23 protein-coding genes are annotated in these 26,909 nt (G+C 46.4%); 14 read left to right on the forward strand and 9 right to left on the reverse strand.

Annotated features, from left to right (window positions below; all coding sequences use genetic code 11):
- The first annotated feature begins 250 nt into the window (after nucleotides 1–250).
- Nucleotides 251–952 (forward strand): alpha/beta hydrolase, encoded by a 702-nt coding sequence (locus tag QUB20_RS21780; RefSeq protein ID WP_333247860.1) that lies wholly within the window; start codon nucleotides 251–253, stop codon nucleotides 950–952.
- A 282-nt stretch (nucleotides 953–1,234) separates the two neighbouring features.
- On the opposite strand, the gene QUB20_RS21785 is transcribed toward QUB20_RS21780, so the two are convergent.
- The 4 genes from QUB20_RS21785 to QUB20_RS21800 form a co-directional block, all read right to left on the reverse strand.
- The gene (locus QUB20_RS21785; protein ID WP_333228717.1) at nucleotides 1,235–2,131 is read right to left on the reverse strand and encodes a CoA-binding protein; all 897 of its coding nucleotides are present in this window, start codon (nucleotides 2,129–2,131) and stop codon (nucleotides 1,235–1,237) included.
- Between the two features lie 72 nt (nucleotides 2,132–2,203).
- Nucleotides 2,204–3,475: an RNA-guided endonuclease IscB gene (gene iscB, locus QUB20_RS21790; RefSeq protein WP_333247858.1), complete on the reverse strand. Its 1,272-nt coding sequence runs from the start codon at nucleotides 3,473–3,475 to the stop codon at nucleotides 2,204–2,206.
- A 332-nt stretch (nucleotides 3,476–3,807) separates the two neighbouring features.
- On the reverse strand, nucleotides 3,808–5,037 hold the full coding sequence (locus QUB20_RS21795; protein WP_333238318.1) for a succinate--CoA ligase subunit beta: 1,230 nt from the start codon (nucleotides 5,035–5,037) through the stop codon (nucleotides 3,808–3,810).
- Nucleotides 5,038–5,374: 337 nt separating this feature from the next.
- A complete protein-coding gene (locus QUB20_RS21800) occupies nucleotides 5,375–6,892 on the reverse strand; it encodes a glycosyltransferase family 2 protein (RefSeq protein ID WP_333247856.1) in 1,518 nt (505 codons plus the stop codon).
- 246 nt (nucleotides 6,893–7,138) lie between these two features.
- Between QUB20_RS21800 and ebsA the strand changes: the two genes are divergently transcribed.
- The 5 genes from ebsA (at nucleotide 7,139) to QUB20_RS21825 (ending at nucleotide 12,042) form a co-directional block, all read left to right on the forward strand.
- Nucleotides 7,139–7,513, forward strand: a complete 375-nt coding sequence (ebsA, locus tag QUB20_RS21805) for a type IV pilus biogenesis protein EbsA (RefSeq protein WP_190737140.1) — start codon at nucleotides 7,139–7,141, stop codon at nucleotides 7,511–7,513.
- A 1,587-nt stretch (nucleotides 7,514–9,100) separates the two neighbouring features.
- Complete coding sequence (locus QUB20_RS21810) at nucleotides 9,101–10,198, forward strand: phosphotransacetylase family protein (RefSeq protein ID WP_333238322.1); 1,098 nt, start codon at nucleotides 9,101–9,103, stop codon at nucleotides 10,196–10,198.
- A 278-nt stretch (nucleotides 10,199–10,476) separates the two neighbouring features.
- On the forward strand, nucleotides 10,477–10,980 hold the full coding sequence (locus QUB20_RS21815) for a hypothetical protein (protein ID WP_039887610.1): 504 nt from the start codon (nucleotides 10,477–10,479) through the stop codon (nucleotides 10,978–10,980).
- Nucleotides 10,981–10,995: 15 nt separating this feature from the next.
- Nucleotides 10,996–11,412, forward strand: a complete 417-nt coding sequence (locus QUB20_RS21820; protein WP_333247893.1) for an MAPEG family protein — start codon at nucleotides 10,996–10,998, stop codon at nucleotides 11,410–11,412.
- A 138-nt stretch (nucleotides 11,413–11,550) separates the two neighbouring features.
- Nucleotides 11,551–12,042 (forward strand): YajQ family cyclic di-GMP-binding protein, encoded by a 492-nt coding sequence (locus QUB20_RS21825; RefSeq protein WP_333055466.1) that lies wholly within the window; start codon nucleotides 11,551–11,553, stop codon nucleotides 12,040–12,042.
- 91 nt (nucleotides 12,043–12,133) lie between these two features.
- On the opposite strand, the gene QUB20_RS21830 is transcribed toward QUB20_RS21825, so the two are convergent.
- The 4 genes from QUB20_RS21830 to QUB20_RS21845 form a co-directional block, all read right to left on the reverse strand.
- Nucleotides 12,134–13,753: a mucoidy inhibitor MuiA family protein gene (locus QUB20_RS21830; protein WP_333247853.1), complete on the reverse strand. Its 1,620-nt coding sequence runs from the start codon at nucleotides 13,751–13,753 to the stop codon at nucleotides 12,134–12,136.
- Nucleotides 13,754–14,019: 266 nt separating this feature from the next.
- A complete protein-coding gene (locus tag QUB20_RS21835; protein ID WP_333247851.1) occupies nucleotides 14,020–14,910 on the reverse strand; it encodes a methylenetetrahydrofolate reductase in 891 nt (296 codons plus the stop codon).
- A 131-nt stretch (nucleotides 14,911–15,041) separates the two neighbouring features.
- On the reverse strand, nucleotides 15,042–16,052 hold the full coding sequence (gene trpS, locus QUB20_RS21840) for a tryptophan--tRNA ligase (RefSeq protein WP_333247849.1): 1,011 nt from the start codon (nucleotides 16,050–16,052) through the stop codon (nucleotides 15,042–15,044).
- Nucleotides 16,053–16,218: 166 nt separating this feature from the next.
- Entirely contained in the window at nucleotides 16,219–17,334 is a 1,116-nt protein-coding gene (locus tag QUB20_RS21845) for an HlyD family efflux transporter periplasmic adaptor subunit (RefSeq protein WP_333247847.1), read from the reverse strand.
- Between the two features lie 469 nt (nucleotides 17,335–17,803).
- Between QUB20_RS21845 and QUB20_RS21850 the strand changes: the two genes are divergently transcribed.
- The 3 genes from QUB20_RS21850 to QUB20_RS21860 all read left to right on the forward strand — a co-directional run bounded on the left by QUB20_RS21850 (nucleotide 17,804) and on the right by QUB20_RS21860 (nucleotide 20,729).
- On the forward strand, nucleotides 17,804–18,031 hold the full coding sequence (locus QUB20_RS21850; RefSeq protein ID WP_333055472.1) for a secretion protein HlyD: 228 nt from the start codon (nucleotides 17,804–17,806) through the stop codon (nucleotides 18,029–18,031).
- A gap of 169 nt (nucleotides 18,032–18,200) precedes the next feature.
- Nucleotides 18,201–18,383, forward strand: coding sequence for a hypothetical protein (locus QUB20_RS21855; RefSeq protein WP_333055473.1), 183 nt, complete (start codon nucleotides 18,201–18,203; stop codon nucleotides 18,381–18,383).
- Between the two features lie 135 nt (nucleotides 18,384–18,518).
- A complete protein-coding gene (locus QUB20_RS21860; protein WP_333247845.1) occupies nucleotides 18,519–20,729 on the forward strand; it encodes a peptidase domain-containing ABC transporter in 2,211 nt (736 codons plus the stop codon).
- Between the two features lie 438 nt (nucleotides 20,730–21,167).
- Here QUB20_RS21860 and QUB20_RS21865 read toward each other — a convergent pair whose 3' ends face one another.
- Nucleotides 21,168–21,560 carry a Fur family transcriptional regulator gene (locus QUB20_RS21865; RefSeq protein ID WP_333055475.1) on the reverse strand — a complete coding sequence of 131 codons (393 nt, stop codon included), beginning with the start codon at nucleotides 21,558–21,560 and terminating at the stop codon, nucleotides 21,168–21,170.
- Between the two features lie 143 nt (nucleotides 21,561–21,703).
- On the opposite strand from QUB20_RS21865, the gene purS reads away from it, so the two are divergent.
- From purS to QUB20_RS21890, 5 genes are all read left to right on the forward strand, one after another.
- Nucleotides 21,704–21,988: a phosphoribosylformylglycinamidine synthase subunit PurS gene (purS, locus tag QUB20_RS21870; protein ID WP_333042010.1), complete on the forward strand. Its 285-nt coding sequence runs from the start codon at nucleotides 21,704–21,706 to the stop codon at nucleotides 21,986–21,988.
- Nucleotides 21,989–22,306: 318 nt separating this feature from the next.
- Nucleotides 22,307–23,008 carry a phosphoribosylformylglycinamidine synthase subunit PurQ gene (gene purQ / locus QUB20_RS21875; protein WP_333250801.1) on the forward strand — a complete coding sequence of 234 codons (702 nt, stop codon included), beginning with the start codon at nucleotides 22,307–22,309 and terminating at the stop codon, nucleotides 23,006–23,008.
- Nucleotides 23,009–23,345: 337 nt separating this feature from the next.
- Complete coding sequence (locus QUB20_RS21880; protein ID WP_333250803.1) at nucleotides 23,346–24,149, forward strand: DUF4058 family protein; 804 nt, start codon at nucleotides 23,346–23,348, stop codon at nucleotides 24,147–24,149.
- A gap of 138 nt (nucleotides 24,150–24,287) precedes the next feature.
- Nucleotides 24,288–26,333, forward strand: a complete 2,046-nt coding sequence (locus tag QUB20_RS21885; RefSeq protein WP_333250805.1) for an ATP-binding protein — start codon at nucleotides 24,288–24,290, stop codon at nucleotides 26,331–26,333.
- The coding region (locus QUB20_RS21890; RefSeq protein ID WP_445299424.1) for a WD40 repeat domain-containing protein at nucleotides 26,326–26,909 on the forward strand (584 nt) is incomplete at its 3' end. The genes QUB20_RS21885 and QUB20_RS21890, both read left to right, overlap by 8 nt.

The following is a 26,909-nucleotide window of genomic DNA, read 5'->3' on the forward strand; positions in this document are numbered from 1 at the left end:
GATGGGCGTCCCGCCCGCCCAGAAAGGACGGGCGGGACGCCCATCCCACAAGAAAAAAGGGAAATTATTTAATTGACTATCCTTACTTATTCTTAAAGTCAAGATAAGAAAAAGTCTCGGTCGAGATTGTCGGTGTGACGCGGGCATAAATTAGACTGGCGACCTTGTAGAATATAACTGCTGCATCTATACTGTACAATGTACAAAAATGTACAAATCTCGAAAAAATAATTTTAATGTTGCGGTGAATATGAAATTAACAAAATTTGTATCGATCGGCATTGCCCTAGTTTTAGGAGCAAGCGGGAGCATATTATCTAGCAGCAGTAGAGCATTAGGGGCCGAAAAAGTAGTCCTCACATTTGGCCCGATCAGACAAGCCATCAATGTCAGCGACTTAGAAGAATTTGCTAAAAACGGCACGACGACGCCAACCCTCCAACAAATTATCCGGTTCTCCAAAATGGACGCGCAATTACTGCGGGGGTTCATGGGTTTAGAAATTGGTTTAAAGCCTGCTAATCTGGCGAGGGTAGTTTACAGCACCCCAGGAGAAAAGATCACTGACGACATCGGTCAAGCAATTCGGACTCAGCGCCGCACAGAAAGCGGGAAAGCTTTGCGGGCAGCGGTGATCCTGGCATCCGGGGATGACGGTAAGGTATCGCTGCTAGAAATCCTGAAAAAGTATCCTCTCAAGGAGGTTTACGTAGATGTTGCCAGCCTTCGCACCGCTGTTGGGAAAGTTCAGAGTATAGCTGGAACTCTGCGAAGCCTGCTTGAAGATGTGACGCGATCGACAACTCGCACAACTGAAACAAATCCCACCGAAAGGCCGATCGAACCTCGCCCCAGCGTGCAGCCAACAACTCCGCCTCCAGCGCCGCGCCGCGCCGCCCCCTTGCCAGCACCCCAACCGCAGCCTGTGAGGCCGGTCAGAGGGCTTTGGTAAAAAAATCCTAAAGGTGTCCTAAAGGCGGGTTGAAGCGGCTGTTGTGGCATTCTGCAGACACTTTTGATATCAAATCCACTCTTCATCGGAATAGTAAATCCGAGTTCACTGTTCACTGTTCACTGTTGACGGTTCACGGTTCACGGCGTCAACAGTCAACCGTCAACCGTCAACATCATGTATGAGTGTTACCGGAAATGATATGAGACCAAACCCGCCCCAGCCCTACCCCTATCCCAACCCCCAAGAGGGTTAGGACTTTTGTGGAAACTCCCAAAGCAATCAATTTTTCTTGAGCAATTTTTTGAGCAACTTAGGAATCTCTGAAGGTCGAGCCGCCACAGGTATGTCCGCCTCTTCAAAGGCAGCCATTTTGTTTGGGGCAGAAACTCCAAAGGCTTTCTGGGCAGCCGCGCGAGAACTGATCAGGATGCCGGCGTGGCCCAAAGACGGCCCCTTGGGAGCGTAGCGGCCGGCTAGATAAGCAACCACGGGTTTGTCGATCGCCGAGGCGATGTAAGAAGCTGCAGCTTGTTCACTCCACCCGCCAACTTCCCCCACCAAAACTATCGCTTCCGTACTGTCGTCTTCGTCCAAAATTTGCAGCCACTGCATAAAAGAAGAACCGACAATCGCGTCGCAACCAATACAAACCGCCATCGACTGTCCCAACCCAGCCTCCGTCAGTTCTAGGGCAACTTCGTAAGTCAAAGTGCTGCTGCGACTGATCACTCCCACCGGGCCGGGAGTGTAAAATTCCTTGGGGTGAGTTCCCAGCAGCAGTTTGTCGGGCACAATAATCCCCGGACTGTTGGGCCCGATTACCAAAGTTTCGGTGGCTTCTGCTTTTCTGACTAAGTGCACCATATCCAGAGGAGGCACTCCCCCTGTGACGATCGCGATTTGCCGAATTCCTCCGGCGATCGCTTCTAAAGCCGCATCCAGCACTGAGTAAGCGTCTACCAAAATTACCGCAGTGTCAACGTGACCCACTGCAGCCACTGCTTGTTCTACCAAATCAAAAATCGGAATTCCCTCCACTTCCAGCCCCCCCCGACCGGGACTAACACCGGCGACTACATTCGTGCCGTATGCTTTCATCATCAGGGCGGCGCGGGTGGACGCGGGAGATTCTGTAATGCCCTGTACTAGGACTTTGCTTTCAGGAGTTAAATTCATCTGTCTTCCCCCTTGGAGACTCCCGCTGTACCTGTACCCAGGTCAGTGGTGGGAGGAAAAGGGGGGCAAGGTTTATGCTGCATACGAATAACCATCTTTTCTGTGAATAACTGAACAATACTTGTGGCTAATCCCTGACACTAATTCTGAGGCGGAAATATTGAATGAGCCACTGGTTCTTACGGCAACACGTCCAACGTATGTACCAATTTTTTGGCCAGAGGTTACAATCGCTTTGACAATATCTCCCGTTTGAAAACCTTTAACAAACTTAAACCGGGGAACATAGCGAGATGGAAAGCCGAATTTACCAGTGCGGCACATTTGACGTGTCCCGTGACCAGTTGCTTTGATCGATAGTGGCTTGCTTGTTAAAATCTTCAATGACTCAACCTTTCCGATACAAGCTGCATCTAGCCAATGAGTTTTAGGTAAATTTAATTGAATGCGGTTGAACTTCGTTAAGCCACCACTACCTGTAGAAACAGGCAAGCCAGTTGTACGGAGTCGATTAAATAATGTCCAACGAGTTGAGTTAACGGCTGCTGCGTCTTTTAACGGACGTTTTGCTTGAGATAGAATCCGCTTCAAAATCTCTGGCTTTTTAGACAAGAATTGCTCAACATCTTGAGTACCTTTCTTTTTGTTGCAAGCGTCGCAAGCAAGACAAAGATTAGAAATGCGATTAGATCCGTCTTTGGCTTTGGGATGAATATGTTCGACTTGTAATGGTGTATTTATTTCACCACAGTAAGCGCATTTTCTCTCCCATTTGTTCAACAAATACTCGCGGATCTCATAGCCATGCAAAACGCCTTGTTGGTACTCGATTCCAGAAATCTCTGGGTTTTCTAATTGCTGTAAGTCAAATCGGACAAGCTCTTGAGCGATAGAAGCAATGGGGGCGAGTTTCATCAATCTAGTTGCCCATGTTAGGGTTGTTTCGACACGATGTTGCAAACTTGGTGCTAACCAACCTTTAGGGCGAGTCCTGTTTGAGAATCTAGCCCGACGATAGCGGGTATGGCGATTTCTCCGGCCTCTACGCAATGAACGGCGAGACTCCAGACTGGCTTTAATAGCTTGACCTCGATGAGTCAGTTCTGCGCCAAATATTACTTTTTCTCCTTGTACTAATGCGATCCCAGTAGTTTTAGATCCCGGGTCTATTTTGAGAGTGATTGGTTTTTGCGGTACTGTTACCTCTACTTTGAGAATTAGGGTGAATGGATACCTTTTGAAGACAGCAGCTTTGCCATTAGTTAGCAATTTACGTGCCAATCCTGGGCGGATTGGATTGAGCGGTCGTTTTTTGGTATCAAGTACAAAAACAAAGTTAGACATTTTAAGTCCTCCCTTTCGGGGTAATGTTAGCTTCGTCAATGTTTAAGGTCGGTAACTATCTTAAAAGCACTGGCTTAACCCTTACACCTGTTTAACTTTTAAGTTCTAGGGCAGAGAACTAGCAACGCATTCTCTGGTAGGTACTTTAACGCTTACCTTAAACGTAGTGATTTAACACGCTTGACTGGTCAACTCGGCTTTTTCAAGCCCCCACTATATCGGTACTCCGATTAGTGGTGGGTAGTTGACTTTTTCCCACTTGACACTCGATCTTTAAAAAGCAGAAGGCCTTCGTCTGTACAGAAATCTCGTTTTTTGCCGATCGACTGCCGCTACTTGACGGAGGATACAGAAGCGGCCGCAGCCTCATCCAAAGTGCTAGCTAGCTGCACCGGCAACTGTCCCAAACGCTTTTTAACAGCATCAGCATCGATCTCTACCAGTCGCAGCACAACTTGGATGTGGCGGTTAGCGCGAGCTTTCCGTTCCAAATAGCCGGCTACTGCAGCGATTATTTCCTCAGTCTTGGAGGCGCTGCCCAAAATATTTACAAGTATCACCTTAACGCTTTTATCCTGAGCGACTAACTCCAGACCCAACTCCACGCGATCGCGCAGGGCATTTGCTGCATAGTAGCGGTCTAGGGAACCAATATTCACAAAATTAGCTGGTTTTCCTCCTTGGTGGGTTACAGCATCTAGAGTTGCCATTGTCAGGCCCACTCCGTTGCACAAAATCGCAATATTCCCGTCTAGTTCGATTAATTGCAGGGATTCGGAATTCGAGATTGGGGATTTAGATTTGGGGTCAAACTCCGGCGACTGCTGAACCTTGGACTGGGAATGGGAGCGATCGCCCCCAGCATGGGGACTTCTTCTTTCCCGTGCCAACCCGCCCAAGAGCTTCTTCTCCGAGAGTGCTGCCAAATCTGGATGTCGCCCCAAGGCATCGTCGTTGGCGGTGACTTTACCGTCTAAAGCCATTACCTCTCCCCTTGGACTGATGCCGAGAGGATTGATTTCTACTAAATCTAAATCTTTTTCGACAAACAGTCGGTACATTTTTTCGACAATAGTGCTCACCGATTGAATCAAGTCTCCCTGCAATCCCATTTTCAGCGTGAGACGCCTCGCATAGAATGGCGAAAATTCTTGATCTACGGCAACTTGCTGCATTTGGTCGATCGACCCTTCGACATCCATACCTCCTTGGCTCGACCCCAGAAGCACCGGGCGTCGCGCTACGGGGTCTAGGAGTACCGCTAAGTACAATTCTTGGTCGGCGTTGTACTTTGCTTCTGCCAGCAGGACTTGGGGATATTCATCCTCGATCGGCAAATTAAAAATTGTTTGGGCTGCTGCTACTGCATCGATCGTATTTTCTACAAACTTGATACCGCCGGCCCTACCCCGTCCCCCAGCCCGCACTTGCGATTTGAGTACAACGGGGTAAGGAATTTTCAGTCCTTTGAGGTCAGCGGGATTGTCAATCCGCTGCGACGGCAAAATCGGAATTGCCATCTGGCGAAATAATGATTTAGCTTGGTACTCTAACAAATCCATTTATCAATTACGGGTGACGGGTAGTTGGCAACAAGCAATTCGTCCTAATTGGCAATTCATAATTAATAGATAGTAATTGGTTTTTTGTCAAGTTAAAAGTTAAAAATTCTCGCTTTTATCTTTTAATTTTAGACTTTTGTATGGCCGATTACTTATTCGCTATTACCGCTCGCCGATTACCTATTACCTAAGCTGTTTCAAAGTGTTTTTTTCTCGGAATTGCCAAATTTTACTGGTGGATATGGCAGGGAGATATTTGGCGAGCGTTGGTGTTTTTTTGTCTCGCAAAATCTTCGGACGTTCGGCCATACTGTGCCGAGATATTTCTGCGAATTGTTTACTTGAGGCTATTAACAGCGCCTTGATGGACGGTTTTGACCCATTTGAGCCGCTTGGGCCGTACCGCAATCCGAGCCGTCACAGTCCCTACCAGCAGCCAGTGGAACATATACACAGTACCCCGCAGCGTTTGCAGCCCGGTGATAAAAACTCGCCTTACGTCAAATTTGGTTTCTTTGCGAGTGCGGCGCAAACCGACAAACATTCCCACCACCGACAATGTAAGGGTCATAAAAGTTATGGGACTGGCGATCGGCATCCGGCGCAGCGCAATTGACATCACAAAGTCGGGTAGGGCTACTGTGGGTAAGAAATATTGAGATACCCAAAATCCAAATAAATCCCAAGTTTTCCCAGTTCCCATGCGGTTCCGCAAAATTAGCCGCCAGTAGTCAAGATAACGCTGATAGCCACCTTCTGCCCAGCGATTGCGCTGATGCCACAGAGCGCGAGCGTTAGTGACTCCTTCTTCTGACACGGCTGGGAAAGCGAGAAATTCAATGTCCCAGCGGTCTAGGTGCAGCCTCACCGTCAAATCCAGGTCGTCGGTAATCGTCTCCTCGTTCCAGCCTCCGCAGCTTTCCAAGGCGGTGCGGCGCATGAATTGGCCGTTACCGCGCAATTCTCCAATGCCGCCGATCGCAATCCGCTGCTGCTGGAAAAAACTGTCGAGAGCCATTTCTGCTTCTTGGCCGCGAGTCCACAAATTTACCGAAGCATTGGCGATGGCTTTTCTGACTTGCACAGCCCCTACCTTTTCTCCATCGAACACTGGCAGCACCCGGCGCAGCAAGTCTGGCGTTACCGTCGCGTCGGCGTCAAATATTCCGACAAATTCCCCGCGAGTCAGCGGTAACACTTGATTCAGTGCTCCCGACTTGCCGCCGCTGGCATTTGCTCCTCTGCGAAATACTTTGAGCTGGGGGTACTTTTTGGTTAGCTGTTCCAATACTAGCGGCGTGGCGTCGCTGCTGTGATCGTCGATCGCCCAAACTTCGTAGCGGTCGATCGGATAATCTACATTGCAGATGGATTCTACGAATCGGGCAATCACCGCTTCCTCATTTTTCGCCGCTACCAGCAGCGACACATAGGGCCAATCCTCTCGACTTTCATCGGCAAGAGGCGGCAGTGCGGGCTTGGGCTGGGCAAACAAAACTCGAAATGCTTGCATCCACAGCAGTCCCGTCAACCCCCACACTACCCACGCACCCCAAGAAATCAAGTGCAGGGCGATCGTGCCGGCCCAAATCGCAGCCAGCACTGCGGCAGCTTTTCCGCGCCTTCCCCGGTACAGATTTTGAGGAAAGGAGGGAGTTCCCGGCACAGACACCGCCACCGGGAGCTCTGCTTTTGTTTCCGCGTCAAACACTCTGTCGCCAATGTCTGATATAGCAAATACTTTGCTCAGCTTCGAGTTCGAGGTCAAACTCTTGAGCTCTTCTTGAGCTAAATCAGAGATGTCCAAGTTAAGCTCGCTGCGAGCGTCGTTTTCTGGCCAAGAACTCTCCTGCATAGGTTACTTGATTCAACCACCAATAGTTTTTGATTTTAGATATAAGCATCTACTGTATCAGTTTCTGGGCTTTTGTCGAAAGCGGACGGGAGGACAACCAGCGGGTTCGGTGATTGTACGGCCCTGGTAAACGGGTACTGCATAGAGTATTTAGCTTGACTTTTGCTTGCGATCGACCTGGAATATCTGCTAGTTTTTTCAGGGGATCTAAACTATCTGTTAGTAATAATTGTCTGAGGTGGAAATATGTCTATTCCTCAACTCAAGCCAGCCGATGACAAAGAAGTGAAAGTCTACGCGCCTTTCTGTCAAGAGCCCAGGCGTAAGTTTTTACCGCACGCTATTGGCCTCTACAAGCTCAAAACCTTGGAGGGAGCAAGAAAAATTGACGGCGGGGAGAGCGTGCCGTTTGTCGCTAGTTGGAATATCTCGTCGCTGCCGATCGACTTAACCCGCTGTCGGGTGTTGTTTGACGGCAATGCTGAACTCAGCTACGAAGTGACTATGCAAAGCTCTGAGTTTGTTAGTTGCTTAATTGAGGTTCTCCTGACTTTTCAGCGAACTCGTACTGTCGATTTTTCTAAAACGTTTTACCGCAAGCTGATGCGAATGGATGAATAACTTTCACCGCAGCCGCACTCCCGAAAGTCCGCAATTGACAATCAAGCAATTTAATCCGGGGCCCCCGGATTGATTCGGGGATCGAGAAAAAAGCTCAGAATCCCGATCGCCAGCCCCCGGATTTATCAGTGGGCTTGCTTTCTTCAATCTCAAATCTCAAATCTCAAATCTCAAATCGATTGACGGGCGCTATAACTGACCCACCAATAGTGTAAAGCCACGACGGCAACATTACATGATTGGGGAGCCAGTTTTATTTGAGAAGCGGAAATAGTAAGTGAGTTGTTGGATCGTTCTCAATAATCCCTTTGGGGGTCAGCACTTATCCCCATTGCTAAAGTAAATCTACCGCAGTTTTCAGTTGAGCGTGATACAGAGTTCGCTACCTGTATTTCATCCAATTGAAAACTACTGTACTTTGTTCTGGTAAAAGTCCAAAAGTCTATTTCGGACATGGGTGCTGTGCGAGTACGCGCGAGCGAAGCTATCGCCGTTAGGCGAATCGCGCCGTCCGATTTCGTTCAAATTTTGCGACTCGGTAGCTGAGAGGAAAGCGCTGTAGATCCGCCCAAGGAAAATTAATCTACAGCCCTTGACGGCGATCTGCCTAGCATCGCAATCAGCCCAAAGGCTGCCGAAATTCCAGCCCACGCCGCCCGACAATTTATGTGTTTAGAAGCTAGAATCCCGATTATAAGGAGCTTATTGCTCGCATTGCCAGTGTTCAGCTTTAAAGCGGGCGATCGCACTAATAATGAATAACTAATAATACATATAGCAACCCTAAATCATTCGCGTAATTATTGTAGGGGCAATCCCACGCCCGGTTGCCCCGATAGATAGGGGGTAGGCACTCTTAGCACTACCCCTACAAATTTACATGAATGATTTATGATTGCTATATCGATTGTCGATTATATGCAAGAATGATCGGGCAAGCACCGGGCTTGATTCCTACAAAATACCTGTATTATAACAATCCTTGCAGGAGTCGTATTTTTTTTACCCCACCCCAACCCTCCCCTTACGAAGCGGAGGGGGTAAGAAATTCACAAATGATGCGAGGATTGGTATATACCAAACAAAAACTGCACCAAGCCCTATTAATAGGTTATTCCTAAGCTGTTGCGCGTTTAAATTGCATATTCTGGACGGGCTCGCGTGCCCATCCCACAATAATTTGAGTGATTTTTGACACACAATTTAAATGGATAACAGCTTAGTCAAATTTCCACTTATACCCTGTTATATTTATTTTATAAAAGTCGGTATTAATATCTAATTATAGCAATAAACATGACTAAAGATTTATAATTCTAAATCATTTAAAAAAAAATACTCGGCGATAAATAATTATCAAAAACTGCTGGTAAAACAAACAATTTAAAAACTGGTTTTCCAAAATCAAGTAAAAAGAATGGGAAGAAAATGGTTGCGAACAGGTAAATAAAAAAATTTCGCCAAAAAACAATCTGCCCAAAAGCGACAAAATCGAGTATAATCGAGTATAATATATTATTTCTAAATTGAGGCTCAGTTCAGAAATACTGTTGAAAAACTAAATTTATTGAAATAGACAGGTGCACATTGAGGATTGAAGGCGTACCCAAATTGACTAAATATTTGCTGATCGGTTCCACAAAAGCTTACAGTGGCAAGTCTGCCATCGCCCTAGGGATGGCACTCGGACTCCGGGGAAAAGGACTGGCCGTCGCCTACGGCAAACCTCTGGGAACCTGTTTGAGCTCGCCCGGAGCTGGGATAGAGGACGAAGACGTGCGGTTCGCCGTAGAGACGCTGAATCTCTCAGAAAGTCAGATGCCGTCAACACTGCTGTATTTGGATGAAGAGACGGTTCACAAGCGTTTGCGCGGAGAAGACAAGACAGATTACCGCCAGTCTTTAGCGCAATATTTGCAAGCTCCCAGCGGAGACTTGGCGCTGTTAGAAGGCCCAGCTAATTTGGAGGAAGGCAGTCTGTTTGACTTGTCTTTGGCTCAAATCGCTGAGACAGTTGATGCCTCTGTGCTGTTGGTAGCTCGCCCGATCGATCTGTATATAGACGATTTGCTGTCGGCTAAACAGCGTTTGGGTTCGCGGTTGCTGGGCGTGGTACTCAATGACGTTCCCTCGGACAAACTCGAATCGGTAACGGCGACTGTGCGGCCTTTTCTGGAGGCTGCGGGTATTCCAGTTTTGGGAATGCTGCCGAGAAGTGCTTTGCTGCGAAGTGTCAGCGTCAAAGAATTGGTGCACCAATTAAAAGCTGATGTGCTGTGCCGTCGAGACCGTTTGGACTTGATGGTGGAAACCTTGACAATTGGCGCGATGAATGTTAGTTCGGCTATGAAGTATTTCCGCAAAGCGAGAAATATGGCGGTGGTGACGGGGGGCGATCGCACGGACATTCAGCTAGCGGCTCTGGAGAGCTCGACTCAGTGCTTAATTTTGACAGGCCACTTGCCTCCTTCTCCCCTGGTGATTGGCAGGGCCGAAGAAATGGAAATTCCGGTTTTGTCTGTTGATTTGGATACCTTAACCACGGTAGAAATTATCGACAGCACCTTTGGCAGCGTGCGCCTGCACGAACCGATCAAGGTGGAATGCGTTACTCAGCTAATGGCAGAACATTTTGACCTTGATGGCATGATGGCATCCTTGGGGCTGAGCGATCGAGTCCATTAAGAAGAGAGCCGGAGCTGAGGGAAGAAGGTATTCGGCAGAGAGAACTTTTTGTTTAAATAAATAAAAAGGTAAAATTCTTAAATTCTCAATTTTTCTTGAATTCTACCTAGAGCTCCGGCTGCCGAATGTCTTGAGACATTCTGCCTTCAGGCGAACTCAAATCTCCAGATCCTCTAGTCTGAGCCCGTCAATCAGCAATTCTTAACTTCTTTTTGGCGGCAATGGCTAGTGAGTCTGCTAAAATCCACAACGTAGTTTTATTTAATTTAATAAATTCTTTGAGTCAATCAATTGAGCTACCCAGAGTAGATGATTTTTTACAAGAACTTGCGGCGATCCAGCAAACCAGCTCCAAGCGGATTGCTCTTTTGGGTTCTCGCCACGTTCCTATTACCCACCAGCAGCTAATTGAGATGCTGAGCTACGCCATAGTTCTGGGAGGCAATCAGCTCATCACTTCTGGCGCTACAGGCACCAATTCAGCCGCAATTCGGGGGGCGATGCGAGCAGATCCTAATCTGCTGACGGTGATTTTGCCACAAAGCATGAGTCGCCAGCCCCGGGAGTCTCGCGACCAACTCGAACAAGTGATACATTTGGTAGAAAATCCCAAAAATGATAGCTTGTCTCTCCCGGAAGCAAGCGCCATGTGCAATCAGGAGATTATTTCTCGCTGTCAGCAACTGATATGTTTTGCTTTTCACGAAAGCCACACTTTGCTGAAAACTTGCCAGGATGCGGAGGAACAGCGCAAGGTGGTTACTCTGTTCTATTTTGATTGAACTGCGAGGCGGATGATGCTCTTGGGATTGCCTGTGTCGGTTATTCTGCTTGATTGTATTGCTGCTGCTGCTGCGCTGGTTTACGCACCGTTTTTGGTGGTGGCGTTCGCCCGCTTGCAGCTAGGCTACGACCAAGCAGCCCCCCGCGCTATGTTTGAGAGGTTGCCTGCTTACGCTCAGCGGGCAACTTGGGCTCACCAAAATTCGTTTGAGACGTTTATGCTGTTTTCAGCGGCGGCTTTGATGGCTTTTGTGACGGGGGTAGATTCGGAACTGGCGGGTTGGGCTGCGATCGCTTTTACGATCGCCCGGTTGTTGTTTTCGGTTTTCTATATTCTCAATGTGCCACTGGGGCGATCGCTCATGTTTGCGATTAGTTCTTCTTGCACTGTTTCTTTATTCTATTTCAGTTTAATGGCTGTTAACGGCTAATTTTCAGTAGTCATTGGTTATTGGTTATTGGTTATTGGTTATTGGTTATTGGTTAGTTGTTAATGCCCAATGCCCTGTTTGGCCAATGCCCAATGCCCAATGCCCAATGCCCAATGCCCCATTACCAATTACTAATTTATGGCTGCTAGTTATTCCTTTGATATTGTCAGCGAGTTCGATCGGCAAGAATTAGTCAATGCTGTTGACCAAACAACGCGAGAAATTCAAAGCCGCTACGATTTGAAAGATACCAAAACTACCGTGGAATTGGGCGCAGAATCCATTACTGTCAATACGGACAGCGAATTTACTCTCGACGCAATTCACACTGTTTTGCAAACTAAAGCCGCCAAGCGCAATTTGTCTCTGAAAATTTTTGATTATGGGAAAATTGAAGCTGCTAGTGGTACTAGAGTACGCCAAGAAATCAAACTGAAAAAAGGGATTGACCAGGAAATTGCCAAGAAAATCACTAAATTAATTCGAGATGAGTTTAAAAAGATTCAAGGCTCGATTCAAGGTGATGCAGTGCGGGTTTCGGCTAAGGATAAGGATGAGTTGCAGTTGGTGATTCAACGATTGAAGCAAGAAGACTATCCGATGGCTTTGCAGTTTACCAATTACAGGTAAATTTGATAGTTTATCGGGACTTCAGTCCTCATACGTGGTGACGAATCAGGACTTTAGTCCTGATTAGAAACAACTTTTTACCTACTTAATATTAAATATCTAAACCCGTGACAGTTAAGTCGGGAGGATGTTCGACAACAAACTGGTAATATAACTCTTGCTTTGCTTGCGGCGGCAGAGACATTATCCATTCTAGCAGTCCCATTTCACCTGCTACTATCTTCGGATTAGTGAGAGTCGATCGCACTTTAATCTGTTCATTGCGGCTGACTGGCAATTGTTCTTTTAGTGTCAGGTGTACCTGCACCTGCTGCAAGTTTGTCACATTTAAGCGATAAGCGTAACTCGTGCGCCTCTGCTGACCGATCAGTTTTTTATCTACTTGTCTTTCCACTAATTCCCGCTCTATTTTTAACCGTTCATCTATTCCTAAATTAACTTTATATTCTTGCCCGGGGGAAACATTTTCTAACTGCACACGGCCGACAAAAGTGTTGTCGCGAAAGATATTTGCTTTACCGGGAAGCAGAGTTGCGCCTGTCAGCGGATTCACAACAACTGCTTGCAAATAGGCAAAACTGACTAATCGCGGAACGGCTATATATTCAGGCTTAAAGGGATAATTTTCGCTGAAAATCGTCACTTTGTGCGGTGTACCGTCGCTGGGAATCTTGGTACTTCCACCTACTTGAAATGAGACTGTACCGCCTTCTCTGGATACTTGGGCTGTGGCTATTTGAGCTGCTATGGGCGCTCGTGTTATGGAGCGTGAACGGCCTGCAAAACCTTCAGATAATACTTCTTCTAGGTCTAAAAAATCATCCTCTGATACACCTCTACCAAAAAATTGCTCTGGCTCGGTTTTATCGATATACCAAGGTTCTAGTTTTGGTGGGAGAGTTCCCATTCCGGGTTTTGCTGTAGATAAAGTCAGCGCTACTCCCGTCCAATCTTCGCCGGTATTTTGATTGACTTCGGCTAGGTAATTGAGATTAATTTGGTTGTTGGTAGTGTTTACTCGCAAGTCGTAAAGGGGAGTCCAACGGGCTCGCGTGACTACATAGGAAACTTCTAGTTCAAAATTCCCGCTGCCACTGGGTTCAATGGCAACAATGATGTTAAAACTTTGCTGCGAATGGGGAGTTTGTACTTGCCCCACCTGCTGCTGCAAAGCTTTTATTTGCTTGTCTATTTCGCGCTGCTGTTTTTCGTGTTGGGCGATCGCACTTACATATTTTAGGTAATTAGTTCCTAAAAAATTGAGCAATTCGCCAGTTTCGTTTAAACCTACCTGCTGTTTGGCGATGCTGCTGGAAAAGAAACCGACGCTTTTTTCGCTCAAACCTTCCACAAATTGGAGCTGAATTTTTCGGGCGGTTATTTTGTCGTTAATTCCCCGTCTTTGGGTTTGTAACTCCTTAATTTGTTGGGTTAATTCGGCAGTGCGATCGCCCACTGGTTCGCTGCTAAACACTCTGTGGCAGCGCACTCCCAGCAATCGCACTGCAACTGTACCCGCACCCGTGGCCCTGACTGACTCTGTGTCGAGGGTTGCGGGAACCGAGGCGATCGCCAATTCTCGCTCGTTTCCCGTCAAAGCGACTGTGCCACGGCGCGTCACCAAAGCGCGATCGGTGTAAACTGTAACTTCTGATATGCGAGTATCTAGTGTTTTGATGGTATCAGAATTAAGTATTTCTGAGTCAGTCATTGCCAGTGGCTCCTATTTAATAACCGTTTAGTCGATCGAGCATTTTTCAAAGTAGTTTATTAATCAAACTCAGAAGTTATTGGATTATCTACAGCGGGGGATGGCGGGTTTACGAGATCATTAGTTTTATACATTGATGGTTGGTCAAACCCGCCCCGACAGTTTGATGTTCAAAATGGTAGCGCGGGAGTGGGCGGGTTTAGGAGTTTACGAAATCGTTACTTTTAGGCATTGATAGTTGGTAAAACCCGCCCCAACGGTTAATTTTAGCTCAGTGGATCGATTCCTGCCAAATCCAAAATTTGAGGAATTAAATCTTCTCGTTTGACGGCCATCATGTGAACTCCTTGACAAATCTGCCGCGCTAGCTTGACTTGTTCGGCAGCAATTTTTATGCCTTCCTGCAAGGGTTCTGGAGCTTTAGCCAAACGGTCGATCGTCTCTTGCGGAATGTGAACTCCCGGCACGTATTTTTTAATAAATTCAGCATTTTTAGCTGATTTAAACAAAAATATTCCTGCTAAAACAGGCTTGTTGCAGCCCGCAGCAATATTGTGCATAAACTTATCTAAAAGTTCAAAATCTGTTATTAATTGACTCTGAAAAAACTGTGCTCCAGCCTCTACTTTTTTCTCAAATCGACTTTGCAAACCCGACCAACTGGGGCATTGCGGATCGACGGCAGCACCGACAAATAAATCGGTAAATCCGTCTGTTAAAGGTTTATCATTCCAGTCTTTGCCGCCATTCATTTTTTGAATAACTTGCAACAGTCGTACTGATTCAAAATCGAATACACTTTTTGCTTTAGGATGGTCGCCCGCTTTGACGGGATCGCCTGTAAGTGCCAATACATTGCGAATGCCTAAAGCGTGGGCTCCCATGAGATCCGCTTGCAAGCCAATTTGATTGCGATCGCGACAAGCAACTTGACAAATTGGCTCAATTCCGTGCTGCACTAAAATCGCCGAAACTGCTAGGGGGCACATTCGCATCACTGCGCGACTCCCGTCGGTGATATTAATGGCGTGCACTCGGTTTTTGAGGCGTTCAGCCATTTGAATTGTGTGAGTCATGTCGCCACCTTTTGGCGGGGCCACTTCGGCGGTAATTATAAATTCTCCGGGGGTGGTGCAGGCTGTGCGAAAACGGTTCATGATTATTTGTCTGTTATTGGTTATTTGTTATTTGACAGTTGACAGTTGACAGTTGTTAGTTGGCAGTTGTTAGTGGGTAGTTGGCAGTTGTCATTCTTAACCAGTAACCAATAACAACTAACCACTAACAACTAAACAGGTAAAGAATAACCGAAAGCTGTTTTAACCTTAGTTATAGTTTGATTAGCAATAGCTTCTGCTTGTTCTCTTCCACGACGTAGTACAGACTCTAAATATCCCGGATCGTCCATTATTTCCTTGTATTTATCCTGAATTGGTTTGAGGGCATTAATTGTCGTCTCTGTCAGCAAGGGTTTAAAATCTCCCCAACCCATGTTTTCACACTCTGTTGCTACTTCTTCCTTAGATTTGCCGGAAAGCAGGAGATAAAGTGTCAGCAAATTTCTAGCTTCGGGGCGATCGGGGTCGTCAAAACTCAACCCCCGCACGGCATCGGTTTTGCAGCGCTTGATTTTTTTGGCGATCGCATCTGGCGAATCCAATAAATTAATTCGACTTAGTTCGGAAGGGTCAGATTTCGACATTTTGCGCGTGCCATCTGTCAAACTCATCACCCTCGCACCGTCAGTCCGAATTAAGGGTTCGGGAAGTTTCAATACTGGCTTTTCGGGTGTGCCGAATTGGTGATTTAATCTGATGACAATATCGCGGGTGAGTTCCAAATGCTGTTTTTGGTCTTCTCCCACTGGCACTTTGTCGGCATCGTAAAGCAAAATGTCGGCTGCCATTAACACGGGATAATTTAGCAAACCGGCGTTGACATTTTCACCTTGTTTAACTGCTTTTTCTTTAAACTGAATCATATCTTCGAGCCAGTTAATCGGCGTAATACAGTTGAGCAGCCATGCTAGTTCTGTGTGCGCCGAGACGTGGGATTGCACGAAAATAGTAGAATATTCTAAATCGATGCCGCAAGCTAAATACAGTGCGGCGATCGTGTAAGTGTCGGAGGCTAGAGTTGCTGGATTGTGCGGTGCGGTAATTGCGTGCAAATCGACTACGCAGAAGTAATTTTCGTACTGACTTTGATTTTCTACCCAGTTGCGAATGGCACCGAGATAATTGCCGAGGTGAAGATTGCCGGTTGGCTGAACTCCCGAAAGAACGCGCTTTTTGCCCATGAGGAAAGAATAGAATAGAATTCACATTTCTATATTGACACGTTATTTCAATTTCAGCGCCTCTAATTTTCTGGCGGTTGACTGTTGACTGTTGACTGCTGACTGCTGACTGTTGACTGCTGACTGACAACTCACAACTGACAACTCACAACTGACAACTGACTAATTACCAATCTGTCAGCAACCTTGCTTTCCGCAAAACAAATGTCAGAACAGTTTCTTCGCCGGTAATAATATCGGCTCTGCCTTCCATTCCCGATTGAATCGAATACTGGCGGGGGACATTAGCCTGGGGATTTCCGAAGAATTGGCCGGGGGCGGATTTGAGTTTTGTTAGATAAGTTTGTTCGGGTTTAATTGCCACTTCGTAATAAGCTGTACCTAAATTATTAGTGGGATTTTGAGGGGAGATCGCATCTGGGGCGATTTCGCTGACAGTTCCTTTTAATGTGCCGTAATCGGGGAAAGGTAAAGCCGAAATCCTGATCTGTACGGGTTGGCCGATTTGGATGCGGGCGATGTCCTGGGATGTCACCTTGGCTTTGACTACCAGGGGTACGTCGCTGGGGACGATTTGGGCGATCGCGCTGCCGGCTTGTACGGTTTGACCAGTATTTCGTACTTCCAATCTGAGAATTGTACCATCAGCGGGGGCGCGGATTACGCTATTTTCGAGTTTTAACTCAATTTGATTTAGTTCTTTTTTAGCTTGAATTAATTGTTGTTGAAGGGACGATCGCTTGACGAGCAAAACCCGCCGACTTCGGCCCAGTCTTTCGGCGACATCCGGCAGCGGTGTGGCGATTTTTACTAAAGCGGATTCGATTAATTCCTGTTGGGCGGAACTTTCACTTTGGATGCTTTTAAATTGGGCGCTGGCCAAAATTTGATTTTCTAAGTCGCGCAGTTGCTGGTTGATTTGCTGTGCTGTGGTTTGAGACTGATTAATTATTTCTTCTAACTGTTTTTTTTGAGCGCCCAAACGCGAAGCGTCTATAACTGCGATCGCATCTCCTTCTTTTACTGTCTGATTCTCGCTGACAGCAATGCTTTCGACGGTTCCTTCGGTGGCGGCTTGCACGACGCGCACTTCTCCGGCTGGACGGACGATCGCGTCTGCTTTGACTGTAGCGCTGTATTTGGTGACGCTAGCAAGGGCGATCGCCCCCCCAAAGGTCGCCACCATCAAAATGCCCCCCAAAGTCGTCCAGCGGCTGACAGGGGGCAAAAACTGGTCGTTATCAAAGGTTTCAGCGGGTGTGGCTTCGGGAGTGAGAGACATGGCGGCAAGGGGAGAGGGGAATAGTTTGGAGTTTTGAGTTTTGAGTTGGGGAAGAGGGAGAGCTGGCTGATTTCTTTTGTCACTTTTACTCTCACCTTTCCGGAAACCAAGAATAGGTTTAGAAGTCTAAATCAAAATTCACAGGGTAAAGGTAAAAATCCGCACAGCTTTGCCGTTCCCACCCACAAAGTTCGCCAAATATCAAGAGGAGTGAAGCCTGCGGGCCACTGTCATTCGATTTTAGATTTTAGATTTTAGATTTTGGATTGACTTGCGCGAGATAAATGCTCTTTCTTGAGGATTTTCGATTTGGGATTGATTCCACGGATAAATCACGTGGCGGGTACCACCTTTGAAATTCGTGGTCATGAAAATACGGCGTTTCCGCCATAACTTTTGGCGCTGTTACCGGGTTTTTACTGTATGCGTAGGTAGTAAGTAAGTACATAGGTATCAATAGGAGTTATTTATGCCAGAAAACCAACAAGGTTCACTCTTCATCGAACTAACCGATGGAGAATCTGCTACTGTCAACGGTGGCTGCATTACCAGCGGTGTTAGTAGCGCTAATAACAACAGCGAGACGGATAACAGCAGCAGCTATGGCCTGAATATGCTGTTTTTCCTGCCACCGCCTAGGCAGTTTTATCTGTACGATCCGAGCCGCGATCGCCCTTACCCAACCCTAGTGGTTTAGATAGCTGAGTCAAGTTGTGCGATCGAGTAATTTTTGAAATTTTATCAGTAGTATTCCGGAGGTCGTACAGAACCACAAGAAGTATTACTCAGTATTTACACTAGGGTCTAGAAATTAAATAATATTTCTAGTTTTCCTTCAATTTTATTAAGTTAAACGGAGTCCAATCATGAAAGAAACAAAGGACAATTCACTGTTTGCTGAACTTACATCTGAAGAATCAGCTAGCGTCAACGGCGGTCACTATTATGCCAATCGATACAATTGTCACCGGCAGCGGCGCAGTTGGGTCGTGTACCGCCGGAATTACGACGGTTCATACAGAAGAGTAGTCCGCTACGCCTATTACTAAAGTTTAGTGCTAGTCAATTCAGATTTATAACTGTGGAATCGAGAAAGCACCCATAACTTTATGGGTGCTTTTTGCTGATTGGGTAGTTGGTGATGAGTAATCTTCTTTATGCTCTACCATTATTCATTTTGCAAAATGTTAAAGAACATCCCTTTGATCGGCAAAGTGCCATTATTCGGACAAGTTAACAGGTTTAAGAAATATCAGGTTGTTCTCCAGCAGAGCGAAGAAGATTGCGGGGCGGCTTGTTTGGCTTCGATCGCGAAATTTTACGGACAAAATTTTACTATTAGCCGCTTGCGAGAATGTGCGGGCACCGACCAAAAAGGGACGAGTTTACTTGGCTTGAAACAAGGTGCTGAGGCGATCGGCTTTAATGCTCGATCGGTGCGAGCAGCCGCTGCAATTTTAGACAAGCTCGATGATGCCCCTCTACCGATGATTATTCACTGGAGCGGTTATCACTGGGTTGTTTTGTACGGAAAGCAGGGCGACAAATATGCGATCGGCGATCCAGCCGTCGGTATGCGCTATGTTTCTAAAGCAGAATTAGCAGCAGCTTGGACAGATTGGCTGTGCTTGCTAGTAGAACCCGATGCTGAGCGGTTTTTTGCAGCAGCAGAGGGTCAACCGCCCGCCAATTCTTTAGAAAAATGGATGCGCCGGATTGGGATTTATCGCCCGCTTTTAATGGAAGCATTTTTGCTAAATGCAGTGTTGGGTTTGCTGTCAATTTCTTCGCCTTTTCTAGTTCAAATGCTCACCGACGACATCCTGGTGCGGGGAGACAGACAACTCCTGGCAAGCGTGGCGATCGCAGTTATAGTTATGAACCTTTTTAGCAGCAGTTTAGGATTGGTACAATCGAACTTAATTGCTCAGTTTTCCCAGCGTTTAGAATTGGGATTAGTGATGGAATTCGCGCGCAAATTCCTGCGATTGCCTTTGAGTTTTTACGAAACCAGACGCAGTGGCGAAATTGTCAGTAGATTACAAGATATCCAAGAAATAAATAAATTAGTTTCTCAAGTCGCTATCAGCTTGCCTAGTCAATTTTTTATAGCTGTAGTTTCTTTTATTTTTATGTTATTTTACAGCAAGGAGCTGACGTTAGCAGCTACAGCTATAGCTCTGTTAATGACTGCCTCTACAGTGGTATTTCTGCCCGCATTGCAGCAAAAAACGCGCAGTTTATTGGTGTTGGAAGCCGAAACTCAAGGCGTTTTAGTAGAAACTTTTAAAGGCGCGCTGACGGTCAAAACTACTAGCAGCGGCCAGCAACTTTGGGAAGAATTTCAAACCCGCTTCGGTCGCTTAGCAAAGCTGACTTTCCGCACTACACAAATTGGCATTCTCAACAATATATTTTCGGGTTTTGTTGCCTCTGCTGGCAGCATTACTCTGCTGTGGCTTGGTAGCGGTTTAGTGATTGACAAGGTATTGAGTATCGGTCAGTTGCTAGCGTTTATTAGTATGAATCAAAACGTTACTACTTGGGTAAATTCGCTCGTAGGATTTACTGATGAAATGACTCGCGTGCAGACAGCAACTCAAAGGCTGTCGGAAGTGATCGATGCTGAACCGGAAACTAAAGACAATACGAATAAACCTTTTGTAACTATTCAAGACCGCGACGGTATTGTTTGCAAGAGTGTTAATTTTCACTACCCCGGCAGACTTGACTTGCTGGAAAATTTTTCTGTCACATTTCCCGGCGGTCAAGCAATTGCTTTAATAGGCCATTCCGGCTGCGGAAAAAGTACGCTCGCAAAAGTAATTGCTGGTCTGTACCCGCTGCAATCTGGTAATATTAGAATAGGCGGTTACAACTTGCAGGATTTGTCTCTCGACAGTCTCAGACAGCAGGTTGTATTGGTTCCCCAAGAAGCGCATTTTTGGAGCCGTTCGATTCTAGAAAATTTTCGATTGGGCAGTCCAGATATCAGCTTTGAACAGATTGTGAAAGCGTGTAAAATTGCGGGCGCGGATGAATTTATCAGCCAATTGCCGGATAAATATCAAACTGTTTTAGGAGAGTTTGGAGCGAATATTTCTGGCGGACAAAGACAAAGATTGGCGATCGCCCGCGCCATTCTCAACAACCCGCCTGTATTGATTTTAGACGAATCTACCGCAGGGCTTGACCCCGCAAGCGAAGCGGAAGTTTTAGAACAGTTGTTGATGTATCGGCACGGGAAAACGACGATTTTTATCAGTCACAGGCCACGAGTGATCGATCGCGCCGATTGGATTATCATGTTAGAACGCGGCAGGTTGAAAATGCAAGGCTCGGCTGCAAAATTGCGATCGATTCCAGGAGACCATTTAGAGTTTTTGCATCCTTGAGCTAGTTAATAAAACGACAGGTTGAAATCTGTCGCTACACAAACAAAACCAGCCTCGGCGGTTTAACACCCAGTCAATCGATTTTAGATTTTAGATTAAAGATTAAAGAATTGAAGCATTGACCCCACCGATAAATTCGGGGGCTCCTTTATCGGATACAGGTTTTTTATTTCTGGGTACTGAGTCTGCTTTCGGAATGAATCACGTGGCGGGTATCCTGGATGCTTTCGGTCAACACTCAGCAATCAACAGTCAACAATCATTTCGCTCGTGCAACCGGAATTGATATCACTCATGACTAATAACTTCTCTAAGGAATGAGAATTAAATAACTTCCACTCTTGAAAGTGGGATGGGCGTCCCGCCCGTTCTTTTTGGACGGGCGGGACGCCCATCCCACAATAACAATTAAAATTGTAAGTTATTTAATTCGCGCTCCTAAGATTCTTGAGCCAAAGTACATCGATCGCACAATCCAAAAAACTCCAAAGTGTGATAATAAATCTTGAAAGAATGAGATTGTTGTAGTTGGCTTTCTAAGTGGTGGACGGGGCATTCGTCGATCGTAATGGACGCGCCACATTCCAGACAAGTTAGGTGGTGTTGGTCTTGGTGGGCGGCACCGTAGAGAGACTCGCCACTAGCGAGAGTTCTGACGTGAACGAACCCCTCTCGCTTTAAACCGTCGAGGGAACGGTAAACGGTTGCTAGGCCCATGCTTTGGTCGCTGTTACGCAGTTCTAAGTAGATATCTTGCGCTGAGAGCGATCGATTCAAGTGCTTGAGCAAGTGTAAAATACGCTCCTGACTGCGGGTGCGGTTGGTTCTCATAATTTTTTTGTGTAATCTGCTGGAATCAAATCTGTCCCTATTTCTAGGCTATCTTACTTGGGCGAACCAAATGGCGATCGGCGCGCAGCTCGGTTGTAGAATACAATGGGGCTAACTTTCACATCACCTACCGCAACATTCCCGTGACTCAGAAATATCTTGCCCAAATCTATGTTACCCTCCGCCCTTCTGTTTTAGATCCCGCCGGCACTGCCGTACAGTCTGGTTTGCAACACATGGGATACGACAATGTTGAGCGTGTGCGAATCGGGAAGTACGTTGAATTGACGCTGACTGCTGCTGGTGAGTCGGAGGCGCGCGAACAACTTGATCGCGTTTGCGACCAACTTTTGGCCAATCCAGTGATTGAAAATTATCGCTTTGATTTGACTGAAATTCCTGTTGCTGTGGAGACAGCGGCGGCATAAATGCGATCGCCCGTAGCTCTTCGATCCCCCCTAACCCCCCTTAATAAGGGGGGGACAAGAGGGTTCTGAAAGTCTTTGTTAAAAAGCGGGGACAAGAGCATTCACAGTCTTCGTTAAAAAGCGGGGATTCGGAACACTCAAAGTCCCCCTTCTTAAGGGGGATTTAGGGGGATCGAGACTTAGATACAAGCGAGAGAAACATAAGATTTCAGTCTTAAGTTTACACCTCTTCCCTCTTCCTTCTTCCCTCTTCCTTCTTCCTTCTTCCTTCTTCCTTCTTCCTTCTTCCTTCTTCCTTCTTCCTTCTTCCTTCAGCTTATGAAATTTGGAGTTATTGTTTTTCCGGGTTCAAATTGCGATCGCGATGTGGTGTGGGTGACTCAAGGGTTACTCCACCAACCGACGCGGATGATTTGGCACGAAGATACCGATATTTCGGATATTGATATCATTGTAATTCCCGGTGGTTTCAGTTACGGAGATTATTTGCGGTGCGGTGCGATCGCCCGTTTTTCTCCGGCGATGCGGGCTACTGCGGAACACGCTAAACAAGGAAAGCTTGTATTAGGCATCTGCAACGGTTTTCAGGTGTTGACTGAAGCTGGTTTGTTGCCCGGTGCTCTGGTGCGGAATGCGGGATTGAATTTTATTTGCGATCGGGCTTCTTTGAAAGTCGAACGCGGTAATACTCGTTGGACTGCGGCTTATACTTCGGGTGAAATCATCGATTTGCCGATCGCCCACGGCGAAGGCAACTATTATGCTGATGCGGATACATTAGCAGAACTAGAAGAGCACGAACAAGTGCTGTTTCGCTACTGCACAGAGGCGGGCAAAATTAGCGATGCTGGGAATCCTAACGGTTCGTTAAATAATATTGCCGGTATTTGCAATCGGGCGGGCAATGTATTAGGAATGATGCCGCATCCTGAACGGGCTTCCGATCCGATGTTGGGCGAAACTGATGGGGTGAAATTGTTTCAAGGGTTGTTGATGGCAAGTGTGGCTGCTGTTTTGTAGTTGATATTTGGGGTGTCTCTGATTTTAGGAACAGGCAAGATGCCTGTTCCACAGTAGATTAAATTTGTTGTGGGGAGTAGGGGTTGGGCATCTTGCCCGCCCAAAATCAACAGGCTTTCCGGCCTGTTCCACAACAGATTAAATTCATCTACAAATAGACATCTCCAATAATTACTGTGCAACAGGCATCCTGCCTGTTCTTGACAAGCTTTAACTGGTTCCCAGGCGCCAGCCTGGGAACCTATATCCAGAGGCTCTGCCTCGCTTTAAAGCGACGCACCTACCAAATTAAAAATGCTAAAATGATTTGAAAGTCAATACATCGGAGAACAGTCCTATGCCTTCACCCTTTCCTGGAATGGACCCCTACTTAGAACACCCCGATTTCTGGCAGGAAACTCATCATTGGTTAATTTCTGCGATCGCGGCATTCTTAGTCCCTCAAATTCGCCCTAAATATGAGATTGCAATCGACAAACGAATCTATGAAATTACCGATCCAAATGACAGTAACAGCGACTCCCTTTTAGTAGGTATCCCCGATGTCGCGATTAAGCGTCAATCTAATAACCCGAATATTCCTACAGGTTCAGTTGCCACTTTAAATATAACACTTCCGACTACCGTTAAAGTGCCTGCTCCTGAAAAAATTAAACAGACTTACCTGGAAGTGCGAGAAATGACAACTAAACAAGTTGTCACCGCAATTGAAATTATTTCTCCAGTCAACAAACGTAGTGAAGAAGGAAGAATTACTTATCTCAAAAAACGCCAGAGTATTTTAGGTAGCTTAACCAATTTAGTGGAAATCGATTTACTACGAAAATGGGAATCTATGCCCATTCTTAATAATTCTATTCAAAGCGATTATCGGGTTTTGGTCAGTCCCAGTAATCGCCGTCCGTTTGCCGAACTTTATGCTTTTAATCTCCGTGATTCTCTACCTATATTTCCGCTTCCCTTGCGCGAGGAAGATGTAGAACCTATTGTTAATTTACCAGAAATATTTGCAGGTATTTACGATCGCGCTGGCTATGATTATCGCATCGACTATAATCGAGAACCCGTACCGTCTCTATCGGAAGAAGATCTGCTTTGGGCTACCCAAATTTTGCAAGAAAAAGAACTTCGAGATAATTAATTATATTTTACTTTATATCCTAGGGTGCGTCGCGATCGACAATCTCTAAATCAACTTGAAATTTTCGCAGCGACGGACTAAACGGCAGCCGGCAAGATATAATTACTACCAACTTTTAAAAAGAGGAATATTTATTTTATGCCACTAATGGACTTAGCTAATTTTAAAACTAGGGTTATTGGATGCAGTGCGGTGATGGCTATTGGACAAGTTATTTCAAATGCGATCGCCAATCCGGCAACTCAAGCAGCAGCGGGTATTATCGGCGGCCCGATCGCACTTGGGGGAGTTTCTATCTTAGCGGCGATTGCTGGTAGTCTCGCTGAGACTATGGCCGCTGATGAACTGGCAAATCGGATGACGGAAAGGTTGAGCAAAAATCCGAGGATTCTCGATAATCACGATTTGATTAAGGCCGCGGGTGAGGCGATCGGCTATATTTTGAGAGAGGTTGCGAAGTCCGATCGCCTAATTGCGATCGCCGAAACCAAAAATTTGCCTTATCCAGAAACAGCACTCAGTCAATTAGCCGAGAAAACTCCTGAATACTGGCTGGATACTAACACGAATACAGCCGATTTGTCAAGGGGTTTAAATATTTCCGAAGACCAGTTAACCAAGATTTTTTCTGCGGATGCCGAGGAGTTCGATCGAGTTACCGGATTGACAACGGCAGATTGGGCAACTTTCCTCAACGAATTCGCGGCCAGCGAGGGCAAATCCTTCGATGCGGAAATTGTGGAATTTGTGGCGGACAAGCTGTACGCAACTTTCCCGAAAGCGTACCGCGAAGTGCTGAAACTGGATGCGGCGAAGGGAGGAGAAAAGTTTGCCGCGATGCTGTTGAACCTGCACCAAATTGCTTTGGCACAACTCAAAGAGTTGGGGCTGCAAAATGGGGAAATTCTGCAAAAGTTGGAGGCCGTGGCGACAGGGCAGCAGATTTGTCAAGTGATGGGGAAATTGGAATCCATAGAAATTGGCATCCGATCCGATTTGGCGCAGGTTCAGAATTTGCTGGAACGATTTGTTGATACTTCCGCGCCCCGATTGCCGCTTCCCTACGAGTGCGAAACGATTATTCAAGACCGCACTCAAGACTTTACCGGCCGCCAATTTGTCTTTGAAGCAATTATCGAATTTTTGCAGAAAAATCCCAAAGGATATTTTGTTTTAGAAGCCGATCCAGGTGTCGGCAAAAGTTCAATTATGGCAAAGTTAGTGCTGCTGATGAAGCGGCGCTGTGTTGTCCATTTTAACTCGCAATCTCAAGGCACTGTTAAGGCAAAGCAATTTCTGGAAAATGCCTGCACTCAGTTAATTCAAGCCTTTAAACTGGATTACCCAAAATTGCCAGAAAATGCAACTACAGATGGCAACTTTCTCAGTCGATTGTTGGGGGAAGTCAGTGCTAAACTGGGCGGAAAAAAGTTAGTGTTTGTTGTGGATGCCCTCGATGAAGTCGATCTCAGCGATCATGGGCGTGGCAGCAATGTCCTCTATTTGCCAGATGCTTTGCCGGATAATGTTTATTTTATTGTCTCGAAGCGACCGGAATCTCTGCCTTTGCCAAATCATCAGGTTTTCGATCTGATGCAGTACAGTGCAGAAAGTTTGGCGGATGTCAAGCTTTATATTGACAAACGCACCAGCAACAGCGCGTCAATTCAGAGTTGGATTAGCCGTCAAAATTTGCAGCGAGAACAGTTTGTGGTGGCGGTGGCGGAAAAAAGCCAGAATAATTTTATGTACCTGCGCTATGTGCTGAATGATATCGACAGCGGCAAGTACAGCGATGTGAATTTGCAAGATTTGCCCAGGGAGTTGGAAGGATATTATGAGAAGCATTGGGCGCGCATGGAAATGGCGGTTAGAGATAGAGAATTGCGCCGCCGGAAGTTGAAGGTGATTTATTTGTTGACCAAAACTCGCAAGCCAGTTTCCTGTGATATTTTGGCCGATTTTGCTGAGGAAGATGCTTTAGATTTGCAGGAAGTTCTGGATGATTGGGAACAGTTTCTGCGTCGCAGCAGCGAGACTCCGCCGGATTACAGTATTTATCACGCAAGTTTTCAAAGATTTCTGCATCGTAAGGATGTAGTGCAGAAAGCTGGGGTTACGCTGCGGGATATTGAAAGGGCGATTTCTGATAATTTGTGGGAAGATTTGTACGGCGATGGGTAAGTTTAAAGAACGGTTGGGGAAACTGTCGCCGAAAAAGCGGCTTTATGCTTTGGAAACTCTGCCGGGGCATTTGGCGGAGAGTGTTCAAGGGGAACGACTGCATCAGTTGTTGACGGATTTTGATTTTATTGAGGCGAAGTTGGATGCGGTGGGGGTTCAAGCGTTAATTGAGGATTACGATTTGGCGATAGTTTCTGATGTTTTGCTGTCGGAGGGGCAAGCGGGAACGCTGAAGTTGATTCAAGGGGCGATTCGCAAGTCGGCGCACATTTTGGAAAGGGATAAAATGCAACTGGCAGGGCATTTGTTGGGGAGGTTGCTAGATTTTGAAATGCCTGAAATTCAGGGGGTGCTGGAACAGGCGAGGCAGTCGAAAAATAGTCTTTGGCTGCGGCCTTTGAGGGCTAATTTAGAGCGGGCAAATGAAGGGGCGCTGCGGACACTTGCTGGTCATACTAACTATGTAACAGGAGTGGCGATCGCACCAGACGGAAAAACAGCGATTTCCGCTTCAAGGGATAAAACCCTGAAAATCTGGGACACCGAGACAGGCACCGAACTATTAACCCTCACGGG

Origin of the sequence: Microcoleus sp. B4-C2 (assembly GCF_036705265.1) — a bacterium.
Taxonomy (GTDB): Bacteria; Cyanobacteriota; Cyanobacteriia; order Cyanobacteriales; family Microcoleaceae; genus Microcoleus.